The sequence below is a fragment of the Nitrospirota bacterium genome, from assembly GCA_040752355.1.
In the GTDB taxonomy this organism is placed as follows: Bacteria; Nitrospirota; Thermodesulfovibrionia; order Thermodesulfovibrionales; family Dissulfurispiraceae; genus JBFMCP01.
In genome coordinates this window covers 31,881-56,608 of the sequence record JBFMHE010000020.1, presented here as the reverse complement: position 1 = coordinate 56,608, position 24,728 = coordinate 31,881, and the positions used below count along the sequence as shown (strand labels likewise).

Below are 24,728 nucleotides of genomic sequence, written 5' to 3'. Positions count from 1 at the left end.
GAGGACAGCCCCTTTTTGTATGTTTGAAGCTTTCTATATAGTTGGGGGCCATAATGGGCAAAGAGCTTTTACCTGAATTTATCTTAGAGAATTATGAAGTCTATGAATGGAAGCATGCCTGCGCTATCTTGGCGCAGGATTTTCCTTCAGAATGGCAGGATATCATAGATTTATTAAAACAGTTTCGTTTCTGCAAGAGTTGGATTACTGTCGGGGGAGGAAGCAAGTCGTCTGTATCAAAAGCAATAGATGATTTCTTATATGCGCGTGGTTGGGTAGAGAAAAAATTCTCCACATCGGTAAAAGTAGATGAGCATATAATGGATTCTCCCACGCACAAGGTCGACTGCTTCAAAAATAGAGTGGCATTGGAAATTGAATGGAATAATAAGGATCCATTTTTTGATCGAGATTTGAATAATTTTCGCTTATTATTTGAGTTGAGAACGGTCAGTGTTGGGGTAATTATAACAAGATGTGATCATCTCCAAGAATTATTCAATGATTTAGGTAGAGGCTCATCATATGGGCAATCAACAACTCATATATCAAAATTGAAACCAAGAGTAGAGGGCGGGAGTGGTGGCGGGTGTCCGATTCTCGTTTTTGGGATAAGCAAGAAATTATATGATGAGGAGTGCTAAATATGACTGAGCGTGTGTTAAAACCAGCTGAAGATTTTATTAAATATATCGGGTCAAAGAAATATAGTACTATTTTAGCGGACCCGCCTTGGCAGTTTGCTAATCGTACCGGCAAAATGGCGCCCGAACACAAAAGGCTAAATAGATATTCAACGCTTACCCTTCAAGAAATTAAGGAGGTACCGGTTTCTTTGGCTGTTGCTGAGGAGAGTCATCTGTATCTGTGGGTACCTAATGCATTGCTCAGAGAGGGAATGGAAGTGATGGAGGCATGGGGCTTTCAATATAAAACAAACATTATTTGGCACAAAATTCGTAAGGATGGCGGGCCAGACGGCCGTGGCGTTGGTTTTTACTTCCGTAATACGACAGAAATGATTCTCTTTGGTATAAGGGGCAAATTAAGGACACTTGCTCCTGGAAGAAGCCAAGTGAACATAATAAAATCACAAAAACGAGAACATTCAAGGAAGCCTGATGAGCTTTATGGAATTATCGAGGCATGCAGCCCTGGGCCTTACCTTGAGCTTTTTGCTAGAGGTAAACGCAAAAACTGGCATCAGTGGGGAAATGAGGTTGAGGATTACACGCCCTCATGGTCAACATATGCGAACCATAGTCAGCGAGTGGTCTCTCTTTTCGAGAGGAAACGAAGGTATCTTCCGTAACTGAGAACGATTTAATATTTTATTTATAGCTTTCTGGAAGCTCTTTTGTAACAGCCAGCAACTATAGTACATCGCCCTCGTTATATTTAAGTTATTTCAAACAACTACTTCCAGTATGTTCAACTTACACTAAGAAGTAATTAAAAATCGCTAATAAGCATGAGGAGTTGCACCACGCTGCAACCCTAACAGACAGGGGAACATGGTCTCACAATATGGAATGGGCAATTGTGTCTGCAATCGTTGGAATTCTCCTGACTCTTGGCTTTCAGCATGTATACTCCTTATGGAAGAGTTCGCAATCAAAGGGAGGACAAATAGAACAGCAACAGGGTAGTCCCAATAGTAATACGATAAAACCTCAACAAGATCGCAAGCAGGACAGTCCTGGTAGCAAAAAAACCAAGCAAAGCCACAAAAAAAGTTCCCCTTCCAATTCCCAGCGCTAGTCACTGACTCAAAATAAGAGAAACACTTTTAACGGAACTACATCGGAAGCTGCATCAATAAGAACCATCACTTTTAAGATCGAGCTATTCTTTAATAAGCATCATATAAATTAGCATATATATCATAGACATCCTGGCTAACAATTGCGTGGAGAACTAAAACTTCCGGAAATTTTCATTTTATATGCAAATTCTTCGGTTTTTTTTCACTTTATGTGCAAAAACCTTTTCATTATTTATGCAAAAAATTCTTGTAAGTCATTGAAATGCCGTAAGGGGAATTTTCATTAATTGTGCAAACCGATACAAAGGCTGTATTGCACATAGGGTGAGCAAGGGGCTGTCCTCTTTGAGGTCAGCCCTTTTTTATTGGAATATTTCGTTCTGTATCACGAAGAGAACAGTGGCTATAAGAGCAACAGGCACAGTGAAACCTTTTTTGAGATGGGCTGGTGGTAAAAACTGGCTTGTAGGTCATATTACTAAGTTTCTGCCTATGGATGGATTCAAAAACTATCATGAACCTTTTCTGGGCGGCGGCTCAATTTTCCTATCAATTAAGCCAACAAAAGCATTTCTCTCAGACTTAAACAGAGAATTGATCTGTACTTACATCAGTTTGCAGACCGACCCTGAGGGCCTTATTAAAATCCTGCGAGCATATAAGAACACTGAGGACTTCTATTACACGATTAGGGGATGGTGAATGGGGTCAGGTCTTGAATCCTGAATTCTCGCTATTACTTAGGGCATAAAAGAATCCCGTCCCTTGAGAATCGAATATGAGGGGGCAGTGTATCGCGACACCACCCGCCGGGGCGGAACTCCATCGTGTTGAATGACTTGTAGAGCCATAGCAATAGCCTGAAAAAGAGCGCGGAAGCGCTCTACAGTGAGTAGGATTATGGGGAGCTGGTCGACGAATTCAAGATTCAAGACCTGACCCCACTGCGGTGTGACCCCACTGCGGTGGTGGCCTCACCGTGGAGTCGAACAACTTGCCCGAATGTACGATTTGTGATACTAAGTAAGTAAAACGAGTACATAGGCGAATGTGCTTTCACGCCGTCGAGGCCTCTCTCGAGGCATTCAAGGAGGTGAACCGCGTAGATGATCCGTATGGCCTGTATCTCTTCCTCTCCTCCCTTCGTATCCCCTATAGGTGACCACGGCATTCTGCTCTAAACACCAAAGACGCTTTATCACCAAGCGAGATCGAACAGCCATTTTCTTCTGATTGTGACCGGGCCGAGTGCAGCTGCTTACCACTACGCCTTTGGCGTAAATTTATACCATAAGGAGGCTGATTATGACGAGGATCCGAGTCGATCTGGATGAAGCGGGGAATGGGAAGCAGCAGCAGGGCATCAGCTGCAGGGTGGCGGGCAAGAAAAGTGGGAAAAAGATCCCCTCCGCAGTAACTCTTTTCTTTATAGTCATCATTGCGGTGCTGTTACCACTCTTTGCAGGAAGCATAGCTGCTGATGAAGAGAACAGTTCGTCGGATACGGTACGGCTCACTGCTGTCGACAGGGCTAATCAGAGTCGAGCCCAGGACCTTATCGATGAAGGCAGAGAGACCTTCCGATTCAATACGTTCGGAGATGAGGACTTCTGGGGAGGGACTCTGAGGCTGCACCAGGCAATTGCAGGGCGCGATCTCGGCGGTGTGGGTGGCGGATTGACCCCGAATGCTGCATTAGGGATTGGCCTGAAGGTCGATGCAGACGCGCTCCCGCAGGACCTCATTGATCAGTTACGGGGAGGACAGGTCGATCTCGATGACCCCGCAACAACGATTGCGCTGCTCAGGCTCGATGCGGTAGTAGGAGTAAATGAGAGCGACGAATGGGGTCAGGTCTTGAATCTTGAATTCACGCCAATCCTTATGGTATAAAATCCCATGGCGAGACCCTTGAGAATCGAATATGAGGGCGCAGTGTATCACGTCACCACCCGCGGCAACGAACGCAAGCCGGTTTTCCTCGATAAAGAGGACCGCCACCTCTTCCTCAACCTTCTCCAGAAAGTAAACGAACGCTTTCACTGGCTCTGCCATGCCTATTGCCTCATGGACAACCACTATCACCTCGTCATCGAGACCCCCGAAGGAAACCTCTCAAAGGGAATGCGGCAGCTGAATGGAGTTTATACTCAAGCCTTCAACAAACGCCGCGATCGGTGCGGCCATATATTTCAGGGCAGGTATAAAGCGGTAATCATTCAGAAAGAGAGCCACCTTCTTGAAGTGAGCCGCTATGTGGTATTGAATCCGGTGCGGGCCGGAGCGGTGAAGAGCCCGGAGCGGTGGCCGTGGAGCAGCTACCGGGCAACTGCAGGAATGGAACAGCCCCATGCGGCGCTCACGACGGAATGGATACTCGGCCAGTTTGCCAAGACCAGGAGAACTGCCGGGCGGAAGTATGGAGACTTTGTCAGTGAAGGGATCGGAAACGAGACAGTTTGGAAACAGCTCACCGGGCAAGTGCTGCTCGGCGACGAGGAATTCTCCAAGGGGCTCGGCGACCGCCTGAAAGGACACCGCGATGTATGTGAGATTCCCAAAAAACAGAGGTACCCCAATAGGCCCGATCTCGATCAACTATTCAAAGAGCGGACAGCAAGAAACAAGGATGCGCGCAATAGAAAGATCGCTGAGGCAGTAGAAAGATTCGGTTACAGCCAGAAAGAGATTGCTGATTATCTGAGCGTGCATTACTCGACCGTGAGCAAAGTCTTAAAGAGATGATCGCCGAATTCAAGATTCAAGACCTGACCCCGCTGTTGCTGCTTTGTCTTATCCTTTTTGCCGGCTGCGAAAATACGGATATCACTGTCGCTACCGACGCGGGGATCGATGCGGTGAGGGCGGTGACGCTTTCCGACAAGGAGGTGGTGGAGATCGCGGCAGCGTCGGCGCGGTATGCGGATGCAAAGCAGAGGCTCGCCCCGGCCGACAGCGAGTATGCGAAGCGGCTCCGGCGGCTGGTGGGGCGGCACTACCAGGACGGTGACCAGAAATTCAATTATGCTGTCTATATATCCCCCGAGGCGAACGCGTTTGCGATGGCGGACGGGACGATCCGCATCCATAGCGGTCTCATGGATATGCTGAATGACGGAGAAGTGCGCTTCGTTATCGGCCACGAGATGGGGCATGTGATGAAGAAGCATATCCGGAAAAAGGTGCAGCTCGCCTATGCCGCGAGCGCAGTGCGCAAGGGTATCGCATCCCAGAACAATGCTGCGGGCGATATCGCGCAGTCGGTGCTCGGCGGGCTCGCCGAAGACCTGATGAACGCCCAGTTCTCCCAGCTCGAAGAGAAAGAGGCGGATGACTACGGGCTGGCCTTTCTCCGGCGCGAAAAGTACAGGCCCGGGGACGCGGTGTCGGCGTTGAAGAAACTTGCGGGCCTGGGCAGCGGTCACTCCTTCCTCTCGAGCCACCCGGACCCCGGTGCGAGGGCCGAACGGCTCCAGGCCCAACTGGAAGGCAGGGCCCGATCCATCGAGGAGAATAAGCAGAGCCTCATCAGCAGGACCAAAACCTTTCTTCGCGATACACTGCAGTTCATAAAGGAAAAGCTGGATATCTGGTTGTGACAAGGAGGATCAGTACCGGCGGGGTCAGATCTTGCCGGTAACCAAACCAGCACCTGTTGTTTGGGCGTCTTCCGGGCAGTTGCACGCGGCGTCTTTGATGAGGGGGTCAGGCCGGTGCTCAGGCGTATCGGCGAACTGCTCGGAAACGGCGAGGAAGTCACGCTCTCTTTTGAGAAAGGCATCGACGATAACGGGATCGAAGTGCGCCCCCCTCTCTTTGCGGATAATCTCGACGGCCTGCTCATGCGAGAGGGCCTCCTTGTAGCACCGCTTCGACCTCAGGGCGTCATAAACGTCCGAGAGGGTCATGATGCGGGCTGCAAGCGGTATTTCGTCTCCCTTGAGGCCGTGCGGATAGCCCTGTCCGTTCCATTTCTCATGATGGTGCATGACGAGCTGAAGAGCGACTTTGAGGAACGATTGGAAGGTAAGCCGCTGTTCGGCCTTTTCGAGGATCATGACGCCGTATGCGCAGTGCCGCTTGACCGTTTCGAACTCCCCGGGATCGAGCCTGCCGGGCTTGCAGAGTACGGCGTCGGGCACTCCGACCTTGCCGATATCGTGGAGGGGTGCTGACCTGACAAGGTCTTTTATGTACTCTTCGCTCAGGGGGGCGCGGTAAGGGGAGTCTTTCCTCAATTCCCTCGCGAGTATTTCGACATAGTGGGATGTCCGCTCGATGTGGTTGCCGGTTTCCATGTCGCGGAGCTCGGCCTGGTAAGCGAGAGCGAGGATCGTGACGTCCTGCGTCTGCATGAGCTGCCTGGCGATCTTCTGCTGGGCGGCATGGGAGCGGTAAAAGACCAGAAAGAGGAGCACGTAGAGAGAGGTTACAGCGCCCGAAACGGTAAGCCATACAAAGCGGATGTTCGTGCTGATCTGTTCGTAGAGCCTGCTGTCCGATTCATAAAGCTCCACGACGCCCTCGAATGATCCTGCGCCTTTCAGGGGAGTGTAGATTTCGAGCACCATACCGTGTCCCCTCTCCGTCACGTTCTCCGCTTTTTCGGGCATTGCCTTGGAATAGTTGGTTTTACCCTGCATTGCCTCTATGAAGTGGGGGTTGTCCTTGAAGTTCTTGCCGATGACCTCCGCCTTATCGGACCACAGAATCGTGCCGTCCTTCCCCCAGACCTTTATCCTGAATACTGCTCCGAAAGAGAGGATCTCATCGAAAAAGATTTTGACGCTCTCGGGAACCGCTGAGCCCGGAGGAGCATTCAGGAAGGAAATTACCTCCGGATGCTCATCGGCTAATGATCTGATTACATGGGGAAAAATGTCGATATGGGTCTGTATGAGGTAATCGGTAACCTGGCGTGAGAGGACGACGCCGAGGCTGACGGACGAGAAAAGCATCACGACAAAAGTGATGACGGTATAATGGACGATAGTATTCCTGAGAAGCCCCATCTCGTTCCAGCAGCCCTTCGTTATGAGCCGGCGCGAAACACCCGCTCATTCGTTATCGGCACGCGGAGATCGTTCTTTATCAGTGCCCGGCGGCGGGACACCGGGACCTCACTTCTCCGTGTGGCAGTTATAGCAGCCGCCGCTCCTGGTGCTTACCATTGTACTCCAGTTCCATCTGAGCATATCCGGATAATCGGTAGCATGGGCTGCATGGCAGGAGAGGCACATGACGACCCTCTCCCCCGCAGGGACGGTGCTGCTTATGGCAGCGGGGACTGTTGCCCGCGCTACCGGCGTCTGCACGTTATACGTGTTGTAGGCGGCATACTCGTCGGCAGCCGACATGAGCACATCGGTCGGATGGCGCGTAAACGGCGAGACGTTGTCCCCGCCGATCTGATCGAGCGTGTGGAAATTTCCGTGGCAGGTGGCGCAGAAGCCGCTGATGGTGAAATTCTGCGGACGGGTGTAGGTGATGGATACGTATCCGTTCCAGTAGCTGCCGTGGCACATGCCGCAGCCGTTTGCAGGGTTCAGAGGGGTCGAGGCGCCGAAGTATTCGTTATGGTTGGTTGCGTCCTTGTTCTGCCATTTGTACGTGCCGTTGTTTTCGAAGCCTTTGACATTCATCAGAAAGCGGTAGCTGTTGTGTACCTGGTCGGCAACGTCGAGCTTGCCGTTCACGTTTGCATGGTGGGCGCCTTTGATACTGCTGATGCTGGACCAGCTCCCGCGCCATCCATGGCAGCCATTGTCGCCGCTGCAGGTGAGATTGGTATTCCTGACGCCGTGATCATGGTACATTCCGGGAGGCGTCGTGAGCAGATCTTCCTTGTAGGCGCTTCCGAGGTCGACGACGTTGTGCCCTTTGGTGTCGGAAGCGCCGCCTCCCTTGGTCCCGAGCAGGTAAGCGAAGTTGCCGCCGGCGAGGTCTCCGGAGGCGTCGGTGTGGTACACCTGGGGAATCTCGCTGCCGCCGATGGTGACGATCATGGACGTGCCTATGCCGTGACACCCCAGGCAGGTTCCTCGTGTCAAGGCGGGGAATGCAGTGGCGGGATTCGTCGCCTTCCACGGCTTGCCGTCAGCGCCGTAGGTGGCCATCGGGCTTCCGCCCTGACTGTTGTGCATGGTGTGGCAGTTGGAGCAGGGGCCGGTCACCTTTGCCGAGGTCGAGAGCGGTACGTTGAGAAGCAGGAGGACGAAGAGCGCCGACGGAAAAATACCGAGCAGAGCGGTTCCGAGTCTCCGAGATTGTCTTCTCATTACACACTCCTTTCTTCTGAAAGGGTTTGAAAGGCCTTTTTATTATACGGAAAGTTGTTCCTTATTGCACCATATATACCTATATAAATCAATAATCATACCAACAGCCGGCTGCACCCGATTGTGTGCGCTGCGGCAGCCGTCCGAGGGGCAGAGAGCTCTCCAAAAAGCGTTGCCAGAATACAAGCTCTTGTAATACCGAGGGGAAAATGTGCTGTATACGAATTATCGTGAAAATGATCGCTTGCTTGAATATTTTGTGGAAGGATGACTTGAAGAGCGGAGAACAGTGCGTGAAAGTACTCAGCGGTGAGTGAAAACACGTCGAAAAACTCTTTTCAACAGGCGCCCGGATAAGCGGTACCGCAGGAGCGCGCAGGCCGATAGCAGCACCGCCGGAGTGATGATCGAGGAGAGAATGGAGAGTGATGCGGCGAGACTATCCATGGGCGAAGCATCCGCCCCTTCGTAAAGCCCCCCGGCAATTATCCCGCGGAACGCGGGAGGAGCGCCAGCAGGTCGCCGGGCCGGACGTGCTCTCCGTTTTCGGCGATGAGAAAGGCGCCGACGGGGAGGGGGTATCGTGCGGGGCGGCTCTCCGCGAGCGTTACGGTCTCTCCACGGGCATCTCTTATTTCTATCCGTGGCCGGGCATTCCGGACCGAGATTACCATCCGGTGCTCGACCTCGGGGAGTTTATCCCTGTCCACCACGACCGTCTCGCCGTCGATGATATCGCCGTAGGCGACCCTCCCCCGGGCTTCGGAAAAGACGGGGATGAAGGGGTACCACTGCGCCAGCCTCTGTCCTTTATCGACGCTGAGGTCGTGATCGATGAAGAGCTTTGATCCCCTGACGACCGGGTGGCTCTCGAGAATACATCCCTCCGCACTGCATATCTCGATCACTGCCGTATCGTTCATCGCGTACAGATCGCCGCGATAGCTCTTCGCTATTTCCGCGCCGACGAGCCTGACGGCGCCCTGGTTCGAGGAGAAGAGCTCCCCTGCTGTCATGTTCTTTACCATGGAAGACTCCCTTGTTTTTGATCCGGTCCGTATTTCACAGACACATTTTAACTATAGCGCGTTTCCAGAGTACGCTCATCTCTGCGGGGACGGACGCACAGGTGATATAATGCAATTGAGATCCTATTCTGCCGGAGGTTATCGCTGTGCTGAACGATGCCAGGATTATCGAAGAGGTCCCCGGGCTCTATAAAATCATTCCGCTCAACGTCTTCCGGCGCACGCCGGGCGTCTTCTTCGACAATGTGCCCACCAGGGCGTTCAGGAGCATCGATGCGATCGACCGCGTGGTCCATGTGAGCAATGCGACGTCGCCGGGAGCGGTCGGCGAGGTGGAGCGGCCCTGGTACATGCATACCCACCAGGAAGACAATCTGCTCGTGACCCACGGAGTGCGGCATGTCGAGCTCTTTACCAAGAGGCACGGGAAGATCGAGAGCTTCGAGGTCGGCCCGGAATTCATCAGGAAAGGCGGCACGGTCGCTTACGAGGGCGCGGCGATGCTCTGCTGGCCCCGCGCGGTCTTTCATAGAGTCCGGAGCTTTGCCGAGGGCTCGGTGGCGATCAACTTCGCGGTGCACCACGAAGGGATCGACATGCGGACGAACTTCAATATCTACGACGTGGACCTCGCTACCGGAAGATTCCGCGTGATCCGGGAGGCCCATCTCGACCAGCCGAAAGAGGTGTAGCGTATTCTCGTATGGGGGCGCGGCCTGCCCCCTCCTGCGCCTGTTACTAGAAGACAGTGATTACCGGTGGGTGGGCTCTCGCGTTGTTCTTAAGTTCGAGCAGAGCAGACTCTGCCCGCTCCTCAATGCCGCTCGCTGCTCCCGGTCTGCACGCCGACAGCTATCGCTGCTGTCTCTGGCTGCCGCCGCCCGTGGGGGGAGCGATGCCGAAGAACTGATGCACCTGCATGCTGAAGCTGCTCTGGGCGAGCTGCTGCTGCATGTTGTCTTCAGTGACCGTCGGCGCTTGCGCGAGCCTGTTTTTGTCGATGTTCAACGAGTAGTTGTCCTGCACTCTTGTCAGGGCGCTTACCGGAACAGGGTGCAGCTTGTCGTTCATCGAGATCAGCGCATAGGCGGTGCCGGTCGAGGTGTCGATGGCGACGCTCTTGATCTCTCCGATTTCGGCGCGGTTTCTGTCCTGGACCTTCTTGCCCGCCAGGTCGTCCGCCTTGACGACCTTGCCGGCCTTGCCGGCCTGCGCGCCTCTCGTGGCATCGGCGCCTGCCGATTGGTCTTCTGCGCCTCTCGTAGCGCCTGCGCTACCCGACTGGTCCGCCATTCCGCTCTGGCCGGTGGCAAACGCTGTTGAAGAGGCTACCAAACATACTGCAAACAAAACGACGAGGATGCTTCTCTTCATCATAATCCCCCTTTTTCGAGCCCACCCACGGCGGTAATCGTACGCCGATGCGGTATGCATCGGGCCACTTCCGAAGTGCGACATGCGAAACGGGAACACGCGAGCTGCCATTGAATGCATGGTGATTGATTAAGGGTTAGCGTGAGCGCGAAGGCCGTACGATCTTTCTCTTTAAAGAGTAGCAGCAAACGGGCTCATTTGCAATCACGAGCAGGAGAGCGTGGGCGCAGGGAGGGCTGCGGCGGGGCGTTACAGCAGCGCAACCCCGGCCATGAAGCGGATGAAGGCAGCGAGGACATCGGGGTCGAATCTCCCTCCGTTCCTCGCCATCATTTCTATGATTTCCGCGCGCTTCAGGGAGGCATGCCTGAAGTCGGTTACAAGGCGGTTTTCGAAGGTGTCGACTACACCCACGATCTTCGAGAACGGGTGTATCCTCTCCCCCGTGAGCCCATAGACATAGCCGCTGCCGTCCACGTGCTCATGGTGGGTGAGCGCAACGACTTTCGCCGCCCTGGGCACGTCGCTGCACGGCGCGAGGATCTCGTGGCCTTTGACGACGTGGGATTTGAAGAGCTCCCGTGCTGCTCCGCTCGGGGCATCCTCGCCTCCCTCATCGTTGATCGCCACGCGGCCCACATCATGGAGCACCGCCGCTATCCCCAGGTTGAAGAGGGCGCTCTCCTCCCTGTTCATCATATGCCCGACGATCATCGAGAGGAGGCAGACATTCACCGAATGAAGAGGGAGGAAGACGTCGGACACGTCGAAGAAGAGGAAATTGCCCGCATAGCTGAAGTCATTGATCAGCAGCTTCAGAACGATGCTGATATGTTTATAGAGCTTCAGCAGTGTATCCTGCCTGATGCCGTCACCGGAGGCCTCCTCGAGCACCCGGTAGCACCATACGTTGAGCTTTTCACGCCGCGCCCTGAGCTTCAGCAGCGGGTCCTCGATCCATTCCGCATCCAGGATGGTGTCCAGGTAAGTGTAGTAGGCGTCCACGTCCTGTTTGCGGACGGCGATATCCGAGTTCAGGTCGAGCAGGTGGCGGTAGGTGGCATTGTTGTCGACACTGAACGGTATCTCGCCGAATACCGGGAAGCGCAGGCCGCCGAGCCGGATATCGAAGGGTATCCCGGAGTTGAGCACCTGCTTGTCCACAACGAACCACTTATCCCTGAACTCGCGATACCGCGACTCGAAGAAGTGCGGATCGAGGAGCATCCGTTTCAGCTTGGCGGCGTTGTGCATGTACTCGTTCAGGTTGAGGGCGCTGCCCTGCCGGATAAAGAACCGGCCCACCGCCTGCTTTTCGATCATCTTTTGGGCAAAGAGGCTGTAGGTCGCGCCCTTGTCGAGGAGGGACTTGATCATGGTGCCGTCATGGCAGAATATCTCGAAGGAAATCTGCGTGCCCGGCACGAGCTCGTCGAGCGTTATGGGGATATAACGTTCGGCCTCATCGTCTATATGGTATATCTTTACCATATACCGCTCCTCCCCTCATCTATCGGAGATTCCCTGCTCCGGCTTGAGACGGGCTCAAGCTTTCCGGGCGCCCGCCGATAACGTCTTTGCTGTGTTGCAACTGCCAAAAGAAGAACTCCTTCTGAAGATACGGAACGGCTACGCACTGCCCGCGCTCTCCCCGGTCGTCGTCCGGCTTATGGAGCTCGCGACGAGCGAGGCCTGCTCGGTAGGGGAGCTGTCCGTCCTGATAGAGGAAGACCCCTCGCTGGCAGTGCGCGTGGTTCAGCTCGCGAACTCGGCCTTCATGAGGAACGGCGTGCAGGTGAGCACGATAGCCCAGGCGATCCAGCGGATCGGGGTCAACCAGCTCAGGATCATGGCGCTCTCGCTCTCGCTGCGGGAGACCTTCCCCCTGGCCAAGGCCGGGCCCGTCGATTACGAGGAGTTCTGGCGGGGGGCGCTCTACCGGGCGGTCATCGCGAAGTCGCTCGCAGCCCGGCTCCACACCTGCAATCCCGACGAGGCCTTTATCTCGGCATTGACGCTCGAGATAGGGTTCCTGGTATTCATCGACCTCTTCATCAAGGGAAGGAGCGGCATCCGGGGCATCAAACCCTGCCCCCTCGAAGACCTCATCGCCTGGGAGCGGAAGGAGTTCGGCATCGACCACCGGGAGATAGGAGAAGCGGCGCTCCGGTACTGGCGCTTTCCCGAGCACATCGTGGCATGCCAGCGCTCCTATCATGTAAACATCCGGGAGTCCGAGGTCCCCCCGCTCGCCCTGGTCTGCGATGTGGCGCGGAGCTTTTCGAGCATTATAAACGACAAGGCTGTAAGCTGGCATGTCCCGTTCTATGCAGCAAAGAGTCTCTACGGCATCGAGAGCGACGTGCTGGCGAAGATCCTCTCGGTCGCCTTCGATGAGGTGGAAGACGTGTCCATGACCCTCAAAGTGGTTGCGAGCAGGGAGAAGGACCTCGCCGCGGTCCTCGATAAGGCGCGGCACGCCTTGGCAGCGCTTCATAAGGCAGCGGAATGCTGGCAGCACTACGCTGCCGGAAAGGCGGTGCGCGGCAGAGAGAGAGCGTCACCCGGAGAGGGGAGCTATACCACCAAACAGAAGCTCGAGATGGTGGCGGAAGAGCTGGCCGCAGGGATGGCGACGATCCTGGAGTTTGCAGAAGGGCTGCGAGAGCGCCTGGACAGGCTGGCGGGACCGTGGAAGCAGACAGAGCGTATCCGTGCGGAATGCATGCGGCTGGAGTGCACCCTTGCTGCCTTGAGGCAGTAGTCACCGTGCTACTGCCGATGCAGGGCTTTGTGGTTTTCGTATATTTCCTTGAGCTGATAGCTTCCCCTTTCATCCGAGGGATAGCCGTTCTTTTCCGCATACTCCCTGACCGCATCCAGCAGGCACGCCTTTCCTCTGCACGAAAGGACCGAATCCACCGCGCCGATAAACTCCTCGATCTCGCTCTTGCTCATGCCGTAAGGGTTCCTTATCGCCGACCTCCTTACCGATAACCAGCCTAACCGGCCGCAGCACCCGGACTGTTCGTATATCTATACTGTACCATAAGGAGCGGCGGACGGCGGGAGACAGTGTATATAAACGCCACCTATGGAAAGATTTGATTAATTAATTTGATCTGCCTCTTGTTCTGTGGTAATTTTCATGATAGTAAGGGAGAAAGCAGGATGCTTTTTCGGCCCGTGGGCAGTGGGAGAGCTGCAGCGGCGGAGAGAGGGGACCTCTCTCCCGAGGAGGGAATCCTCAAGCCCGGAACCGTAACGAGGGATACCGTTCCGGCAGACGAAAAGGGAGGAAGCGCGTCATGAAAGTAGGGAGCCTTTTGGAGACGAAGAAGAACAAGAGGATCATCACGATCGACGGCGGCAAGTCCGTGGAGGATGCGATCCGGCTGATGCACGAAGAGAAGATCAGCGGGGTCCTGGTGACCGAGAGCGGCAAAACCGTCGGGATCTTCACGGAGCGGGATGTGGTCAGGTCCTACATTTCGAAGGACGGAAAGAAGTTCAAGGATATCCCGCTGAGGGACGTCATGACCGCCACCCTGATCTCCGCAGGCCGCGAGGACAATGTGGGAGACGTGATGGGCCTGATGGTCCGGAACAACATCAGGCACATGCCGGTCATGGAGAACGGCAATGTCCTGGGCATGCTCTCGATCCGCGATGTCATCGGGCTGTAGCCTGCTGCTGCCCCAGGAGCAGGGAATGGAGAGCACAAAAGGGGGCCGCGTCTCGATCGCGGCCCCCTTTTGTTGAGCACCGAGAAACCCTATCGCCTCGCCATCGGCACGTACTTGGGTCTGTTTTTCAGGGACGACACATACGACGGTCTGATAATCCTCCCCTGAATGATCTCTTCGATGCGGTGCGCCGACCAGCCGGCGACTCGCGCCATGGCGAAGATCGGGGTGAAGAGCGCCTTGGGGATGCCCATGCACTGGTAGACGAAGCCGGAATAGAAGTCGACGTTGGTGCAGACCACCTTGCCTTTCCTCTCCTTCACGAGCTTCGGCGCCAGATGGGCGATCTTTTTGTAGAGCGCGAACTCCCGCTCTCTTCCGGCCATCTTCGCGAGCTCTTCGGCCTTCTTCTCGAGGTACACGGCCCGGGGGTCCGAAACAGTGTAGACCGCATGGCCCAGGCCGAAAATCTTTCCGGAGCCGTCTCCTGCCCTCTTGTCGAGGATCGCTTCGAGACAGGAGCAGACCTCGCCCTCTTTTTCGCAGTCCTTGACCTGCTTCTTGATCTCGCTCATCATCTTGACGACCGCTTCGTTGGCGCCGCCGTGGAGGTGGCCCGAGAGCGAGCCGATGCCCGCGCAGATCGCCATGTAGGTGTTCGCGCCTGAAGAAGAGACGCAGCGGGTCGAGAAGGTCGAGTTGTTGCCGCCGCCGTGCTCGGCATGGAAGATCAGCATCGTGTCGAAGAGCTCTGCGGTGACCCGGTCGGGCGTCTTGCCGGAGAGCATATAGAGGAAGTTCTCGGCGATGCCGAGATCCGGGTCGGGCTCGATCAGCCGTTTCATATCCTTCTTCTTCATCAGGTTTCTCTGGTAGTTGTACGCGATGATGGTCGGAAACTTCGCGATCAGGTCGATGCACTGACGGGTGACGTCTTTTATATCCGTCGAGTTCGGATTTCTATCGAAGAGGTGCATTGCCGACACGATAGTGTGGAGCGAGCCCATCTGGTCTTCGTGCTGCGGCCGGCTGAGGATCATGTCCTTTACCTCTTTCGGCAGCGCCCGGCGTTTTCCGAGCTCCCGCGAGAAGCTCTTCAGGTCGCCCTCTGCAGGAAGCTCGCCGGTCAGGAGAAGGTAAACGGTCTCTTCGAAGCCCAGCCGCCCCTCCGCCTCTTTGCCTGCTACCAGATCCTCGACATCGTAGCCGCAATAGTACAGCTTGCCCGGGATGGGGTTGACCCGTTCGGTGCCGTCGGCGCTGATGATCTTTTCATAGCCGATCACCTGCCCTTTGCTGGTTATCCCCACGAACACGCCGGTGCCGTCTTCGTTTCTCAGGCCCAGCTTGATGTTCTTCTCCTTGACCATTTTAGGGTCGAGCCGGTCATGCTGCAATGCCAGGGTCTCGACCTTCTTCAGCACATTGTCCATAGACGTTTACCCCTGCCGTATTTTTTAGACGCGATTCTCAAGACCAATAATTATAAAGGATAAGGCATGCGTTAGACTACTGGGATTTTCGAGGAATGGGTTATCCGCCGGGTGAACGCCCCGGCAGGGGGGTAAAAGAGAGGGCTGATGCCGGATAGCGCGGCAGCAGCCCTCGCGGATGTCGTCTACCCTGCAGCGGACTCCAGGAGCCGCGCATCGTAGGTGTTATACCTGCCCGGCTGCGGCGGGGAGGGCATGTTCCAGAACTTCACGCTCTTTACGAGCGTGCCGAGCGGCTCGACCGTGCCGACCGAGCGGGCCACTACGCTCCACATGAGATTGATCTGGCCGCTCAGGCAGAGCGGATAGCCCGAAAACAGGAGCCCGTCGAGGGGAGCGGTCCCGACAGGCTGCACCAGGCAGAGGAGCCCCGTAAAAAGCATGCTTATCGACAGCACTGCATACAGCATTCCCCGGTGAGTCTTCATTGTCTCCATGAATTCCCCCTCTTTTCTTCCGAATTGGCTCCATGATACTCCCGGCAGGCCGGTGGCCGCTGTGACCGCAATCACGGGAACCGCTTTTTGATGCCGGTGCTTTCGAGGGCCTCGGTATTTGACAAAACCGACCGGAGTGTATAGAGTACTACAGTTTTCCCCTGCATACGGTAGAATAAAGGTGCGCTCCCGTCATCCCGATAATAAGAGAGGAGAAAAGAGGAGAGGAGACCGGATGGGACTGGTTAAAAAAGTTCTCGATGTCTTCGGGAAGAGCAGGGAGCCGAGGGAGACGGCCTCCCACCAGTTGAGCAGGCTGCCCGGCGACTATCTGCTCTTCAGCACGGTCCTCTACAACGACAGCGAGGTCAGCCATATCGTCTTCAGCAGGAGCCAGGGCCTGTTCCTCATCAATGTCTCCTCCGAACGGGGGACCGCCACGTACGACGGCGCCCATCTCTGCATCAACAGGAAGCCCCGTTCCGAATCGATCAAGAAAACGTTGAAAGATACCTTCTGGCTCAAGAGCACGCTGCGGGAGAGGATCGGCCTCGATACCCCCATCACCCCGGTCGTGGTCTTCGAGCAGGCAGAGGTGGCGGTCGATAAACCTATCCTCGGCGTCAAGGTTATCGAGAGCAGCATGCTCTTCGACACTATCATGGCAGCGCCCGAGCGGGGCGTGCTCGAGGACGGCGTTGTCCTGGTGCTCAGGGAGCTCCACAGCAACCACACCATGACCTACCGGAGGCTGTAGCGTCTCCGCCGAGGTAAAGTTTTTGCTTTTTCCTTCGAAAACAGATATATCAACGTGTCGCAGAGGGGGCAGAGATGAAGGGGAAGGCAATGCAAAGAATCGAGGACAAGGGCTGTCCGCTGTTCTGCTATGAACCATACGGAATCTGCGCTGCGCACGAGGCACATGTGCCGAGCATTGTGGAGCGCCTAGACTACTGCCTCACCGGAAAGTACCGCTCCTGCCCGCTGCATAGTGTAAAAGGCGCCCGGAAGATACGGGTGGTCTATCATGACGATACTTCCGGTCTCGTGGACAAGCAGCGACTGGATGAGCTTATATGGCAGGCGCAGATCAAGATGTTCTACCGCACTGACGGATGGGCGGTCATCGGGTGCTCGCCGCTCCGTGTCCGGCGCAGCAGCTACGAGGGCCTGGAACGGCGGGGAATCCTCTAAAGGCAAGCCTCGCTAAAAAGGCCGCTTCCGGAAGAAGCGGCCCTTTCAGCGGGAGTTATGGTAACAGCGAATCAGTGGGCCTTGGCCTTTGCCTCGGCGCCCTCTTTCGCCTCTTTGGGCCCTGCGACCGCCTCGTAGAGATAGCCGCTCACCGTACCCAGAATAGAGCCGACCACCACACTGACCGCTCCGATGCAGAAGACGCCGAGCAGGATGCCTACCGCGGTCACGATCCTCACGATGGCCGAGGGCTCGACGCTGCCGGTCAGGTGCTTGATGACCATCAGCGAGCCGTAGCTGCCGAAGTATACGCCCGGAAGCAGCCCGAAGATCACGAAGATGATGCCGCCGATGGCTGCGCCGATCTTGGTTCCCCTTCTCACTATCTCTTTTCTTGCTTTCATGGTATTCCTCCTTTACCGTATCGATATATAGTGTAATGGATTAGTGCTTATCCGTTCATCATACCCTGGATGGTTACTTCGCCTGCGTTGCCGTTTCCGCGGGCCCCCGGTGGAGCAGGCTCTCGAGGGCCGCACCGGCTACGCATCCCAGCAGCGACCCGCCGGTCACCAGAAGGACGCCTGAAATCACGATGCCGAGCACCATCATGGCGCCGACGATGAGGCGGGGCATGATGGCTGAGGTGAGCGGGAGTCCGAAGAGGCTCCCCGCGATATTCAATCCTAAAACACCGCCTATGAAGGCGCCGTGCAGAAGCCCGCCGAGCGCAAATGCGAGCAGCCCTGCTGCCGCTCCGATATAAATTCCTCTTTTTGCTGTCCTTGTCTTCATGGTCCCTTCCTCCTTCCGCCGTTCTTGCTTATAGAAATGCATAAGCCGTGCCAGAACAGAACAGACTGGAAATAAAGGATAATATTTTAAATGTGTTTGCAATTCTGCGAAAAAGGCCCCCGCGCATTGCAAAGCAGTGAAAGAGGAGAGAGATGAGGAGCTCCTCAGCCGCCGGAGCGTTTCGGCCGGTAGCCCAGGGCGTCGAGGTGGGCTATGAGGGCGTCGCGGTGGTCTCCCTGGATCTCGATCGCCTCCTCTTTGAGAGTGCCGCCGGCGCCGAGCTTTGCCTTGAGCTGCTTCAGGAAGGCCTCGCGGTCTCTCGAAGAGAGACTGAGCCCTTCGATAATGCTCACCGCCTTGCCGCCGCGGCCCTTGCGCTCGAGACGGACCGTGATCTTCTGGTGAGACGGTGGCAGCGCTTCGTGCGGCGGCTTTGCCGCGGGCTCAGCGGCGCGGGCCTTGCGGGGCACGGGCTTTTCGGTGGAATAGACGAGGCGTGATCGGTTACCGGACATAGCTCAATTCTAGCACAGACAGAAGGGACGGGGACTAATGTGTCAGGCCGCAGCAGCGGTTGTACTTCCTGCCGCTGCCGCAGTCGCAGAAGTCGGCGTGGCCTCCCCTCCGACAGGCCCGCGCGAGCGCGGTAAAAGTCTGCATCCCCTGCCGCCGCGCTTCGAGCAGTCCCAGGGAGACGCACGCGATAGAGTCGGCGATGGCTGCCTCGACCTGTTCGAGGAGCCCCCGGGTCTCTTGCGGCGACATCCCCAGCTCTTCATTGCCGCGCTTGAGGGCATCGCGGTATTCCTCCAGGTGCGTCCTCACCCGGCCGAGTATGTCGAGGGCCTCGAGCGGGACCTCCGAGAGGTCCTCATCCCGCGTGCCGCCGAGGGCGATCCCTTCCATGAAGTACTCGATGAGCGCCGCTGCATCCGCCGCCCGCTGGAGCAGCCCTGCCGTATCGTCGGAATAGTGCGATTCAGGGAGGATGATCGGCGCGGACGAGGGCTTCCACCGCGCAAGGCGGTTCCAGAGGCTGCTGAGCCCTTCCATTACCGTGGCGCCGCTGTTCCCCGGGCTCTTCGACCCGGGAGCTCCTCCTGCGCCGGACGGTTCAGAGGGAACCGGCTCCTTACCGAAGATGACCGGCAGGTACATCGAGGGCGCCACCGGGCGGGGTGCGGCGAGACAGCCGTAGAAGAGTCCGTAGATTGCGGCGAGGCTGATTTTAGCTCCCGACCGTTTGAGGAGCCTCTCGAGCTCCTGGTCATCGGGACCGGACGGCAGTGTATGAGCGGGCATTCGTATTCCTTGATCGCCGATAGATTTGGTGCTTTTATATCTTATCGACTACTGCCTTCGATATCTTTATGAAGCAGACGCCTTCGGGCATGGCGCAGTTGCCCGCCTTCTTCTGGCCCACTGCGTTTTCAGGGCGTTTCATTACCGCTATCCTGCTCCGCGCCTCGGCGAGGAGGTGGCGCAGGTCCCCGGGCAGAGCCTTGATCTCCCCGGCGCGGCTGCTCTCGAGCTCCGCAAGACCCTCTTCTACCCGTATGACCGTGTTCACCAGGGCCTTGCATTTTCCGCAGAGCGGATCGTCCTGCTGGCCTTCGAGCATACGGGCCATATAATGAACATAGCGTATCCTGTTGATCAACTCCGACATGACCGGCTCCTTTGCAACGTGCTTTTTCGTATATTACGCAACGGGGCTTTTCACTTTCAAGGCTCCTGGAGCGCTCACCGGCAGCGGTAGCGTGCTATGTACCCTTCCACTATACTTTTAGTATGAGGAAGATGACCGCCATAAGAACGGCGCGTGCCGGACCGCTCGCCCTGGCTGCAGCGCTCCTTGCCGCTGCGATCGCCCTCTCGGCCATCTCCGGAGCACGGTGAGCCCCACGGCGCGCGAGGCGCGGGAGACGATCATCAGCTACTACGATCAGCTCGGCTATGATGTGGTCGCTCTCGAGCTGGGAAATATCCAGCGCATCCCGGTGAGCGATCGCGTCTTCGGCGGGTCCCCGACGTACACTATCGAGGTGAAGTCCATCACCCTCGCCGATGCACGGACGAGGGGAGTCGCGGACGAGAAGACCTTCACCGGGGCTGCAGTGCGTATACGGGAGCGGGAGGAGCTGCGCGGCAGGACCTGGATCGTCACGGACGTAGCGAACATCCCCGCAGCGTAACCGGTGCCCGTTCGTTCCGGCATGAGAAGGGTCAGCGCAGGCGCTTCGCCGACCACGGGACCGCCTTGTTCAGCGCCCGCTCGGGAGCCATGGCGCCCCGGATCGCGTCGCCCTCAACCCTGCCGCTGAAGCGGATCGGACCGGTGAGGAGCGCTCGCTGGTCGTGCGCCGTGAGCTGAAGGAGCGTCCCCTCGACGACAGTGCCGGTCAGCGGCGCTGCTGTCGATCCCGAATGGAGCGCGCCGAATACATGCTGGAACTGCTGCTCGAGCTTCAGCGTAGAGCGCTCCTGCATGCAGCCCACGCCGACCGAGCATTCCCACGCCCCTGCCACCCCGGCGGGAATCGACCAGACATACACGGGGTAGCCTTCTACCTCGTGCTCCTGGTCGGGCTGCCAGCCTCCCATATCGAACTCGTACGAGATGACCCTGGTCCCGGGCCTCAGGGTCTCGAACAGCCGGGGCCGCAGCTTCACATTGATCAGCGAGAGCAGGTAGAGCACCACCACCGTCGCCTCGCCGATCTCCGCCTCGAAGAGGTCTCCCCGAATGAAGCGCACGCGGCTGCTCACTCCTGCCTTTTGTGCATTTTCATTGCACTCCTTGATCCGCTCGGGGTTACTGTCGATGCCGACAGCGCGGCAGCCGCGCTCCTGCGCTGCCCTGATCACCACGCGGCCGTCGCCGCAGCCGAGATCGTAGAGCAGATCGTCTTCGTGTACGCCCGCGGCATCGAGCAGCCCGCCGACGATCCTGTGCGGCATCGGTACAAAAGGGGCATGGGGAGGCGAGAGGGGCTTATGGATAGCGGTATCTCCCGTTGTGCGGCGTGTGTCGTTAACGAGGAAGGCGCAGCAGAGCCGGACGGCCCTCTGCCGTTGCTTACCTACAAGTGTAAATACTTTTGGAAGAGAGTCAAGAGGAGGCGCCCTTCACCGCTGCAAGGGGGCTTTCTTATAAGCGAGAAGAAGGTACATGAGATGGTATGGCCTCGAGTCTATGGTCTTCCTTACAGATATTCCAGACGCTGTCTGGACAATTGCGGACAGTGTCAGCAAAATTAGATTTTAAAGCTGTTACAGGCCGATTCCCTCTGTAACTACTGTAAAATTTACCCCCGCTTTGTGCATAATAGACTGGCTTAAGTCACTTGCATTGGTGAGGGGCATCTTGCATACATTCGAGTCACAGAGAGATCAAGGGATATGTGCCCTTTGTGTCAATCATTTATTAATTTGCCACGAGTGAAGCATGCCCCATGAAAAACTGAAACAACTGGAAGACGACCTCTGGCGCAGCGCCGACACGCTCCGCGCCAACTCTGATCTGAAATCCAGCGAATATTCCACGCCAGTTATGGGGCTGATCTTCCTTAAGTTCGCCGACAATAAATATCGACAGCATGAAAAAGCTATTCTTGCTGAATATTTAAAGCTTAAAGGAACACGCCGGGAAAGATCCCTGTCCGACATCGCTATCGAAAAGTGCGGATTCTATTTGCCGGACAATGCACGCTATGACTACCTGCTCAAACTTCCCGAGGAAAGGGATATCGCCAAAGAAATTAAAGATGCCATGAAGGCGATAGAGAAAGACAAACCGGAACTTCGGGGTGTTCTCCCTCAGGATGAATACTTCAGACTCACCCGCACCGACAAAACCATTCCAAAACAACTTCTTAAAAACTTTGCCGATATCCCCGAAGATGCGACGGGTGATATGTTCGGACAGATCTATGAATATTTTCTCGGCAACTTTGCTATGGCTGAGGGTCAGGGCGGCGGCGAGTTTTTTACGCCGCGCTCGGTCGTGCGATTAATGGTGGAGATTATCGAACCCCACCGCGGTATGGTGTACGATCCTGCTTGCGGCTCAGGCGGCATGTTCGTGCAATCCGCACATTTCATAGAGCAGCATCGTCATGAGTTGTCCAACGGGAATAAAGGAGATATCTATGTCTACGGCCAGGAGAAGACCCTTGAGACGGTAAAGCTGGCGAAGATGAACCTCGCCGTCAACGGTTTGCGCGGCGATATCCGGCAGGCGAATACTTACTACGAAGACCCCTACGGCAGCTTCGGCAAATTTGATTATGTCCTGGCTAATCCGCCGTTCAACGTGGATGATGTGAGCCTCAGCACGGTCGAGAAGGACAAACGCTTTAACACTTACGGTATCCCGCGCAACAAGAGCAAGGTGAAGAAAAGCGAGCAGGGAAAAGAAACCGTGCCCAATGCCAATTATCTCTGGATCAACCTGTTTGCTACCTCATTAAAGCCAAAAGGTCGTGCGGCATTGGTTATGGCCAACTCCGCATCGGATGCGCGCCACTCAGAGGCCGATATCAGAAAAAAGCTTATTGAGGAAAATCTTATCTACGGCATGCTGACGCTGCCGTCCAATATGTTCTATACGGTCACGTTACCGGCTACTCTCTGGTTTTTCGACAAAGGCAAAAAGGATAAAAACATCCTGTTTATCGACGCCCGCAATATCTTCACCCAGATCGACCGCGCCCACCGCGAATTTTCCGAAGAGCAGATCCAGAACATTGCCGTTATCAGCCATCTGCGTAAAGGAAACCGGCCAAAGTTCGTGCAGCTGATCGACCGCTATTTTCAGCAGGGAATGGAGCGGCTGATTGAAAACAAGGCTCAGGTGGAGCCTGTTTCCGAGCAACTGTTGGAAGTGCTGGATGATAAGGAAGGCAAACAAGCGGTAGCCGAGCTGGTAAAGCAGTGGTCCGGCCTGAAAACATTGCAGACCAGGTATACCCAGTATTGGGGGAAATACGGTAAAGAGGCAGCTATTGAAAAGAAAAACAAAGCCCAGCATCAATTGCGCGAGGCTTTTGATCCCTTTTTCGTTGCGCTGCATGAAGGCCTGAAGCGGCTCGACAAAATTATCCGGAGCCATGAAAAGGCGCAGGCCGAAGAGGCGAAATCCAATGGCAAGCGTGCGGCAATCGACAGAAAGACCAAAGCCCTGAAGACCGCGCTCGAAACGCTGCATACCGAGGTGAAAAATGCCGAGAGCTGCTACAAGCATATTCACTGGCTGCACGAGCGCTTCCCGAAGGCCGAATACGAAGACGTAACCGGCCTTTGCAAGCTGGCGACGCCGGAAGACGTCAAAGAGCAGGATTACTCGCTCAATCCGGGTCGTTATGTCGGCGTAGTGATCGAGGAGGATGGAAAGACGGAGGAGGAGTTCATCGAGGAGCTGCTTGCCATGAATGACGAACTCACGCGGTTGAATGACGAAGCGCGGACGCTGGAAAAAGTGATCGCCCACAATATCCGGCAGATCGCAGGGGATGCATGAACACCATCACCAAAGATATCTTCGACATTATACGCAAAGCCCGGCAGAAGGCCTACGCATCGGTCAACTTCGCCATGGTGGAAGCATACTGGCTTATCGGGAAAAGGATTGTAAAGGAAGAACAACATGGCGCATTGCGGGCTGAATACGGTAAAGGCCTGATCCTGGACCTATCGAAGCAGCTTTCAAAGGAATTCGGCAAAGGCTTTTCAGTAGCTAACCTCAAGAATTTCAGGCAGTTTTATCTATCGTTCCCCGATTTTGAAAAAAGCTACACAGCGTGTAGCCAATTATCATGGTCCCATCTGCGCCTCATCATGCGGGTAGACAACGAGAAAGCAAGAGACTACTACATCACCGAGGCGTCGCAGCAGAACTGGAGCGTCCGCCAGTTGGAGCGGAATATAAACACTCTTTGGTATGAGCGGCTTTTATCCTCGCCGGACAAGAGGGCGGCAATTGCCCGGGAAAGCGCTTTTGAGAAGCAGATGCCGCGAGACTTTATCAAAGACCCGTATGTCCTTGAGTTCCTCCAGTTGCCTGAGCATCCCTCCACCTCGGAGCAGCAGATAGAATCAGCTATCATCGATAATCTCCAACACTTCCTGCTGGAATTGGGAAAGGGCTTTTCCTTTGTCGGCAGGCAATACCGGATCAGCACCGAAACAAAGCATTTCTTCATCGACCTCGTCTTTTATAACTTCATTCTCAAATGCTTCGTGCTGATCGACCTGAAAATAGACGACCTCACCCACCAGGACATCGGCCAGATGGACATGTACGTGCGTCTGTTCGAGGACCGCATCAAGGGGGCAGACGACAATCCCACCATCGGCATCATTCTCTGCACCGAGAAGGACGAGACCATCGTAAAGTACAGCGTACTGGAAGAGAGCAGGCAGTTGTTCGCCTCGAAATACCGGCTCGTGCTGCCGACTGAGGATGAACTGCGGGCGGAGATCGAGCGGGAACGGCGGTTGTTTATGGAGCAGAGGGAGGGGAAGGCGGGGATTGAATGAGCGAGTGGCAAACTGTCAAGCTTAAGGATGTATGTGACAGGGTAACTGTTGGATACGTTGGCCCTATGGCCGAACAGTATCGCGAGGAAGGTGTCACATTTTTACGGTCGCTAAATATAAGGCCTTTCAGTCTGGACC

The 24,728-nt window shown here is 55.7% G+C and carries 27 protein-coding genes and 1 pseudogene; 14 read left to right on the top strand and 14 right to left on the bottom strand.

Annotated elements, in window-relative coordinates; all coding sequences use genetic code 11:
* Positions 1-53 precede the first annotated feature (53 nt).
* The 6 genes and pseudogenes from AB1805_13745 to AB1805_13720 all read left to right on the top strand — a co-directional run bounded on the left by AB1805_13745 (position 54) and on the right by AB1805_13720 (position 5,364).
* Entirely contained in the window at positions 54-644 is a 591-nt protein-coding gene (locus AB1805_13745; protein ID MEW5746488.1) for a BglII/BstYI family type II restriction endonuclease, read from the top strand.
* A 2-nt stretch (positions 645-646) separates the two neighbouring features.
* A complete protein-coding gene (locus AB1805_13740; protein ID MEW5746487.1) occupies positions 647-1,312 on the top strand; it encodes an MT-A70 family methyltransferase in 666 nt (221 codons plus the stop codon).
* Between the two features lie 852 nt (positions 1,313-2,164).
* Positions 2,165-2,467, top strand: a complete 303-nt coding sequence (locus AB1805_13735) for a DNA adenine methylase (protein ID MEW5746486.1) — start codon at positions 2,165-2,167, stop codon at positions 2,465-2,467.
* Positions 2,468-3,322: 855 nt separating this feature from the next.
* Positions 3,323-3,595, top strand: a pseudogene (locus AB1805_13730) (hypothetical protein).
* Between the two features lie 69 nt (positions 3,596-3,664).
* A complete protein-coding gene (locus AB1805_13725; protein ID MEW5746485.1) occupies positions 3,665-4,510 on the top strand; it encodes a transposase in 846 nt (281 codons plus the stop codon).
* Positions 4,507-5,364: a M48 family metalloprotease gene (locus AB1805_13720; protein ID MEW5746484.1), complete on the top strand. Its 858-nt coding sequence runs from the start codon at positions 4,507-4,509 to the stop codon at positions 5,362-5,364. Before AB1805_13725 ends, AB1805_13720 begins: the two co-directional genes overlap by 4 nt.
* Before the next feature lie 24 nt (positions 5,365-5,388).
* Here AB1805_13720 and AB1805_13715 read toward each other — a convergent pair whose 3' ends face one another.
* The 3 genes from AB1805_13715 to AB1805_13705 all read right to left on the bottom strand — a co-directional run bounded on the left by AB1805_13715 (position 5,389) and on the right by AB1805_13705 (position 9,071).
* Complete coding sequence (locus AB1805_13715) at positions 5,389-6,777, bottom strand: HD domain-containing phosphohydrolase (GenBank protein MEW5746483.1); 1,389 nt, start codon at positions 6,775-6,777, stop codon at positions 5,389-5,391.
* Positions 6,778-6,885: 108 nt separating this feature from the next.
* The gene (locus AB1805_13710; GenBank protein MEW5746482.1) at positions 6,886-8,043 is read right to left on the bottom strand and encodes a cytochrome c3 family protein; all 1,158 of its coding nucleotides are present in this window, start codon (positions 8,041-8,043) and stop codon (positions 6,886-6,888) included.
* 485 nt (positions 8,044-8,528) lie between these two features.
* Positions 8,529-9,071 (bottom strand): hypothetical protein, encoded by a 543-nt coding sequence (locus tag AB1805_13705; protein ID MEW5746481.1) that lies wholly within the window; start codon positions 9,069-9,071, stop codon positions 8,529-8,531.
* A 146-nt stretch (positions 9,072-9,217) separates the two neighbouring features.
* On the opposite strand from AB1805_13705, the gene AB1805_13700 reads away from it, so the two are divergent.
* The gene (locus AB1805_13700) at positions 9,218-9,763 is read left to right on the top strand and encodes a hypothetical protein (protein ID MEW5746480.1); all 546 of its coding nucleotides are present in this window, start codon (positions 9,218-9,220) and stop codon (positions 9,761-9,763) included.
* Between the two features lie 160 nt (positions 9,764-9,923).
* Here the strand turns inward: AB1805_13700 and AB1805_13695 are convergent, their stop codons facing one another.
* Together AB1805_13695 and AB1805_13690 are read right to left on the bottom strand one after the other, a co-directional pair.
* Positions 9,924-10,448: a PRC-barrel domain-containing protein gene (locus AB1805_13695; protein ID MEW5746479.1), complete on the bottom strand. Its 525-nt coding sequence runs from the start codon at positions 10,446-10,448 to the stop codon at positions 9,924-9,926.
* A gap of 246 nt (positions 10,449-10,694) precedes the next feature.
* A complete protein-coding gene (locus AB1805_13690) occupies positions 10,695-11,936 on the bottom strand; it encodes an HD domain-containing phosphohydrolase (protein ID MEW5746478.1) in 1,242 nt (413 codons plus the stop codon).
* A 94-nt stretch (positions 11,937-12,030) separates the two neighbouring features.
* Here AB1805_13690 and AB1805_13685 point away from each other — a divergent pair, with 94 nt between their 5' ends.
* Entirely contained in the window at positions 12,031-13,209 is a 1,179-nt protein-coding gene (locus tag AB1805_13685) for an HDOD domain-containing protein (protein MEW5746477.1), read from the top strand.
* Positions 13,210-13,217: 8 nt separating this feature from the next.
* Here AB1805_13685 and AB1805_13680 read toward each other — a convergent pair whose 3' ends face one another.
* Positions 13,218-13,403 (bottom strand): hypothetical protein, encoded by a 186-nt coding sequence (locus AB1805_13680; protein MEW5746476.1) that lies wholly within the window; start codon positions 13,401-13,403, stop codon positions 13,218-13,220.
* Between the two features lie 350 nt (positions 13,404-13,753).
* Between AB1805_13680 and AB1805_13675 the strand changes: the two genes are divergently transcribed.
* A complete protein-coding gene (locus AB1805_13675) occupies positions 13,754-14,131 on the top strand; it encodes a CBS domain-containing protein (protein MEW5746475.1) in 378 nt (125 codons plus the stop codon).
* An 89-nt stretch (positions 14,132-14,220) separates the two neighbouring features.
* On the opposite strand, the gene AB1805_13670 is transcribed toward AB1805_13675, so the two are convergent.
* The gene (locus AB1805_13670) at positions 14,221-15,564 is read right to left on the bottom strand and encodes a citrate synthase (protein ID MEW5746474.1); all 1,344 of its coding nucleotides are present in this window, start codon (positions 15,562-15,564) and stop codon (positions 14,221-14,223) included.
* A 185-nt stretch (positions 15,565-15,749) separates the two neighbouring features.
* The gene (locus AB1805_13665) at positions 15,750-16,061 is read right to left on the bottom strand and encodes a hypothetical protein (GenBank protein ID MEW5746473.1); all 312 of its coding nucleotides are present in this window, start codon (positions 16,059-16,061) and stop codon (positions 15,750-15,752) included.
* Between the two features lie 235 nt (positions 16,062-16,296).
* Here AB1805_13665 and AB1805_13660 point away from each other — a divergent pair, with 235 nt between their 5' ends.
* Positions 16,297-16,818, top strand: a complete 522-nt coding sequence (locus tag AB1805_13660) for a hypothetical protein (GenBank protein MEW5746472.1) — start codon at positions 16,297-16,299, stop codon at positions 16,816-16,818.
* 89 nt (positions 16,819-16,907) lie between these two features.
* A complete protein-coding gene (locus AB1805_13655; GenBank protein ID MEW5746471.1) occupies positions 16,908-17,255 on the top strand; it encodes a GSU3473 family protein in 348 nt (115 codons plus the stop codon).
* 71 nt (positions 17,256-17,326) lie between these two features.
* Here AB1805_13655 and AB1805_13650 read toward each other — a convergent pair whose 3' ends face one another.
* From AB1805_13650 to AB1805_13630, 5 genes are all read right to left on the bottom strand, one after another.
* The gene (locus tag AB1805_13650; protein ID MEW5746470.1) at positions 17,327-17,659 is read right to left on the bottom strand and encodes a hypothetical protein; all 333 of its coding nucleotides are present in this window, start codon (positions 17,657-17,659) and stop codon (positions 17,327-17,329) included.
* Between the two features lie 73 nt (positions 17,660-17,732).
* On the bottom strand, positions 17,733-18,050 hold the full coding sequence (locus AB1805_13645) for a hypothetical protein (GenBank protein ID MEW5746469.1): 318 nt from the start codon (positions 18,048-18,050) through the stop codon (positions 17,733-17,735).
* Positions 18,051-18,214: 164 nt separating this feature from the next.
* Positions 18,215-18,565 carry a translation initiation factor gene (locus AB1805_13640; GenBank protein MEW5746468.1) on the bottom strand — a complete coding sequence of 117 codons (351 nt, stop codon included), beginning with the start codon at positions 18,563-18,565 and terminating at the stop codon, positions 18,215-18,217.
* Positions 18,566-18,599: 34 nt separating this feature from the next.
* A complete protein-coding gene (locus tag AB1805_13635; protein ID MEW5746467.1) occupies positions 18,600-19,352 on the bottom strand; it encodes a UPF0149 family protein in 753 nt (250 codons plus the stop codon).
* Between the two features lie 34 nt (positions 19,353-19,386).
* Positions 19,387-19,719, bottom strand: coding sequence for a hypothetical protein (locus AB1805_13630; GenBank protein MEW5746466.1), 333 nt, complete (start codon positions 19,717-19,719; stop codon positions 19,387-19,389).
* A 226-nt stretch (positions 19,720-19,945) separates the two neighbouring features.
* Between AB1805_13630 and AB1805_13625 the strand changes: the two genes are divergently transcribed.
* Complete coding sequence (locus AB1805_13625; GenBank protein MEW5746465.1) at positions 19,946-20,245, top strand: hypothetical protein; 300 nt, start codon at positions 19,946-19,948, stop codon at positions 20,243-20,245.
* Positions 20,246-20,276: 31 nt separating this feature from the next.
* On the opposite strand, the gene AB1805_13620 is transcribed toward AB1805_13625, so the two are convergent.
* Positions 20,277-21,011, bottom strand: a complete 735-nt coding sequence (locus tag AB1805_13620; GenBank protein MEW5746464.1) for a class I SAM-dependent methyltransferase — start codon at positions 21,009-21,011, stop codon at positions 20,277-20,279.
* A gap of 487 nt (positions 21,012-21,498) precedes the next feature.
* On the opposite strand from AB1805_13620, the gene AB1805_13615 reads away from it, so the two are divergent.
* Complete coding sequence (locus AB1805_13615) at positions 21,499-23,571, top strand: class I SAM-dependent DNA methyltransferase (GenBank protein ID MEW5746463.1); 2,073 nt, start codon at positions 21,499-21,501, stop codon at positions 23,569-23,571.
* Positions 23,568-24,590 (top strand): PDDEXK nuclease domain-containing protein, encoded by a 1,023-nt coding sequence (locus AB1805_13610; protein ID MEW5746462.1) that lies wholly within the window; start codon positions 23,568-23,570, stop codon positions 24,588-24,590. Before AB1805_13615 ends, AB1805_13610 begins: the two co-directional genes overlap by 4 nt.
* The last annotated feature ends 138 nt before the right edge of the window (positions 24,591-24,728 follow it).

Excerpts from the sequence above, each read along its gene's own strand:
- AB1805_13690 (MEW5746478.1), bottom strand. The coding sequence starts at position 11,936 with ATGGTAAAGATATACCATATAGACGATGAGGCCGAACGTTATATCCCC.
- AB1805_13635 (MEW5746467.1), bottom strand. The coding sequence starts at position 19,352 with ATGCCCGCTCATACACTGCCGTCCGGTCCCGATGACCAGGAGCTCGAG.
- AB1805_13615 (MEW5746463.1), top strand. The coding sequence starts at position 21,499 with ATGCCCCATGAAAAACTGAAACAACTGGAAGACGACCTCTGGCGCAGC.
- AB1805_13660 (MEW5746472.1), top strand. The coding sequence starts at position 16,297 with ATGGGACTGGTTAAAAAAGTTCTCGATGTCTTCGGGAAGAGCAGGGAG.
- AB1805_13670 (MEW5746474.1), bottom strand. The coding sequence starts at position 15,564 with ATGGACAATGTGCTGAAGAAGGTCGAGACCCTGGCATTGCAGCATGAC.
- AB1805_13705 (MEW5746481.1), bottom strand. The coding sequence starts at position 9,071 with ATGGTAAAGAACATGACAGCAGGGGAGCTCTTCTCCTCGAACCAGGGC.
- AB1805_13665 (MEW5746473.1), bottom strand. The coding sequence starts at position 16,061 with ATGGAGACAATGAAGACTCACCGGGGAATGCTGTATGCAGTGCTGTCG.
- AB1805_13630 (MEW5746466.1), bottom strand. The coding sequence starts at position 19,719 with ATGTCGGAGTTGATCAACAGGATACGCTATGTTCATTATATGGCCCGT.
- AB1805_13745 (MEW5746488.1), top strand. The coding sequence starts at position 54 with ATGGGCAAAGAGCTTTTACCTGAATTTATCTTAGAGAATTATGAAGTC.
- AB1805_13710 (MEW5746482.1), bottom strand. The coding sequence starts at position 8,043 with ATGAGAAGACAATCTCGGAGACTCGGAACCGCTCTGCTCGGTATTTTT.
- AB1805_13645 (MEW5746469.1), bottom strand. The coding sequence starts at position 18,050 with ATGAAGACAAGGACAGCAAAAAGAGGAATTTATATCGGAGCGGCAGCA.
- AB1805_13650 (MEW5746470.1), bottom strand. The coding sequence starts at position 17,659 with ATGAAAGCAAGAAAAGAGATAGTGAGAAGGGGAACCAAGATCGGCGCA.
- AB1805_13720 (MEW5746484.1), top strand. The coding sequence starts at position 4,507 with ATGATCGCCGAATTCAAGATTCAAGACCTGACCCCGCTGTTGCTGCTT.
- AB1805_13620 (MEW5746464.1), bottom strand. The coding sequence starts at position 21,011 with ATGCCGCACAGGATCGTCGGCGGGCTGCTCGATGCCGCGGGCGTACAC.
- AB1805_13740 (MEW5746487.1), top strand. The coding sequence starts at position 647 with ATGACTGAGCGTGTGTTAAAACCAGCTGAAGATTTTATTAAATATATC.
- AB1805_13715 (MEW5746483.1), bottom strand. The coding sequence starts at position 6,777 with ATGGGGCTTCTCAGGAATACTATCGTCCATTATACCGTCATCACTTTT.
- AB1805_13675 (MEW5746475.1), top strand. The coding sequence starts at position 13,754 with ATGAAAGTAGGGAGCCTTTTGGAGACGAAGAAGAACAAGAGGATCATC.
- AB1805_13680 (MEW5746476.1), bottom strand. The coding sequence starts at position 13,403 with ATGAGCAAGAGCGAGATCGAGGAGTTTATCGGCGCGGTGGATTCGGTC.
- AB1805_13725 (MEW5746485.1), top strand. The coding sequence starts at position 3,665 with ATGGCGAGACCCTTGAGAATCGAATATGAGGGCGCAGTGTATCACGTC.
- AB1805_13695 (MEW5746479.1), bottom strand. The coding sequence starts at position 10,448 with ATGATGAAGAGAAGCATCCTCGTCGTTTTGTTTGCAGTATGTTTGGTA.
- AB1805_13655 (MEW5746471.1), top strand. The coding sequence starts at position 16,908 with ATGCAAAGAATCGAGGACAAGGGCTGTCCGCTGTTCTGCTATGAACCA.
- AB1805_13640 (MEW5746468.1), bottom strand. The coding sequence starts at position 18,565 with ATGTCCGGTAACCGATCACGCCTCGTCTATTCCACCGAAAAGCCCGTG.
- AB1805_13610 (MEW5746462.1), top strand. The coding sequence starts at position 23,568 with ATGAACACCATCACCAAAGATATCTTCGACATTATACGCAAAGCCCGG.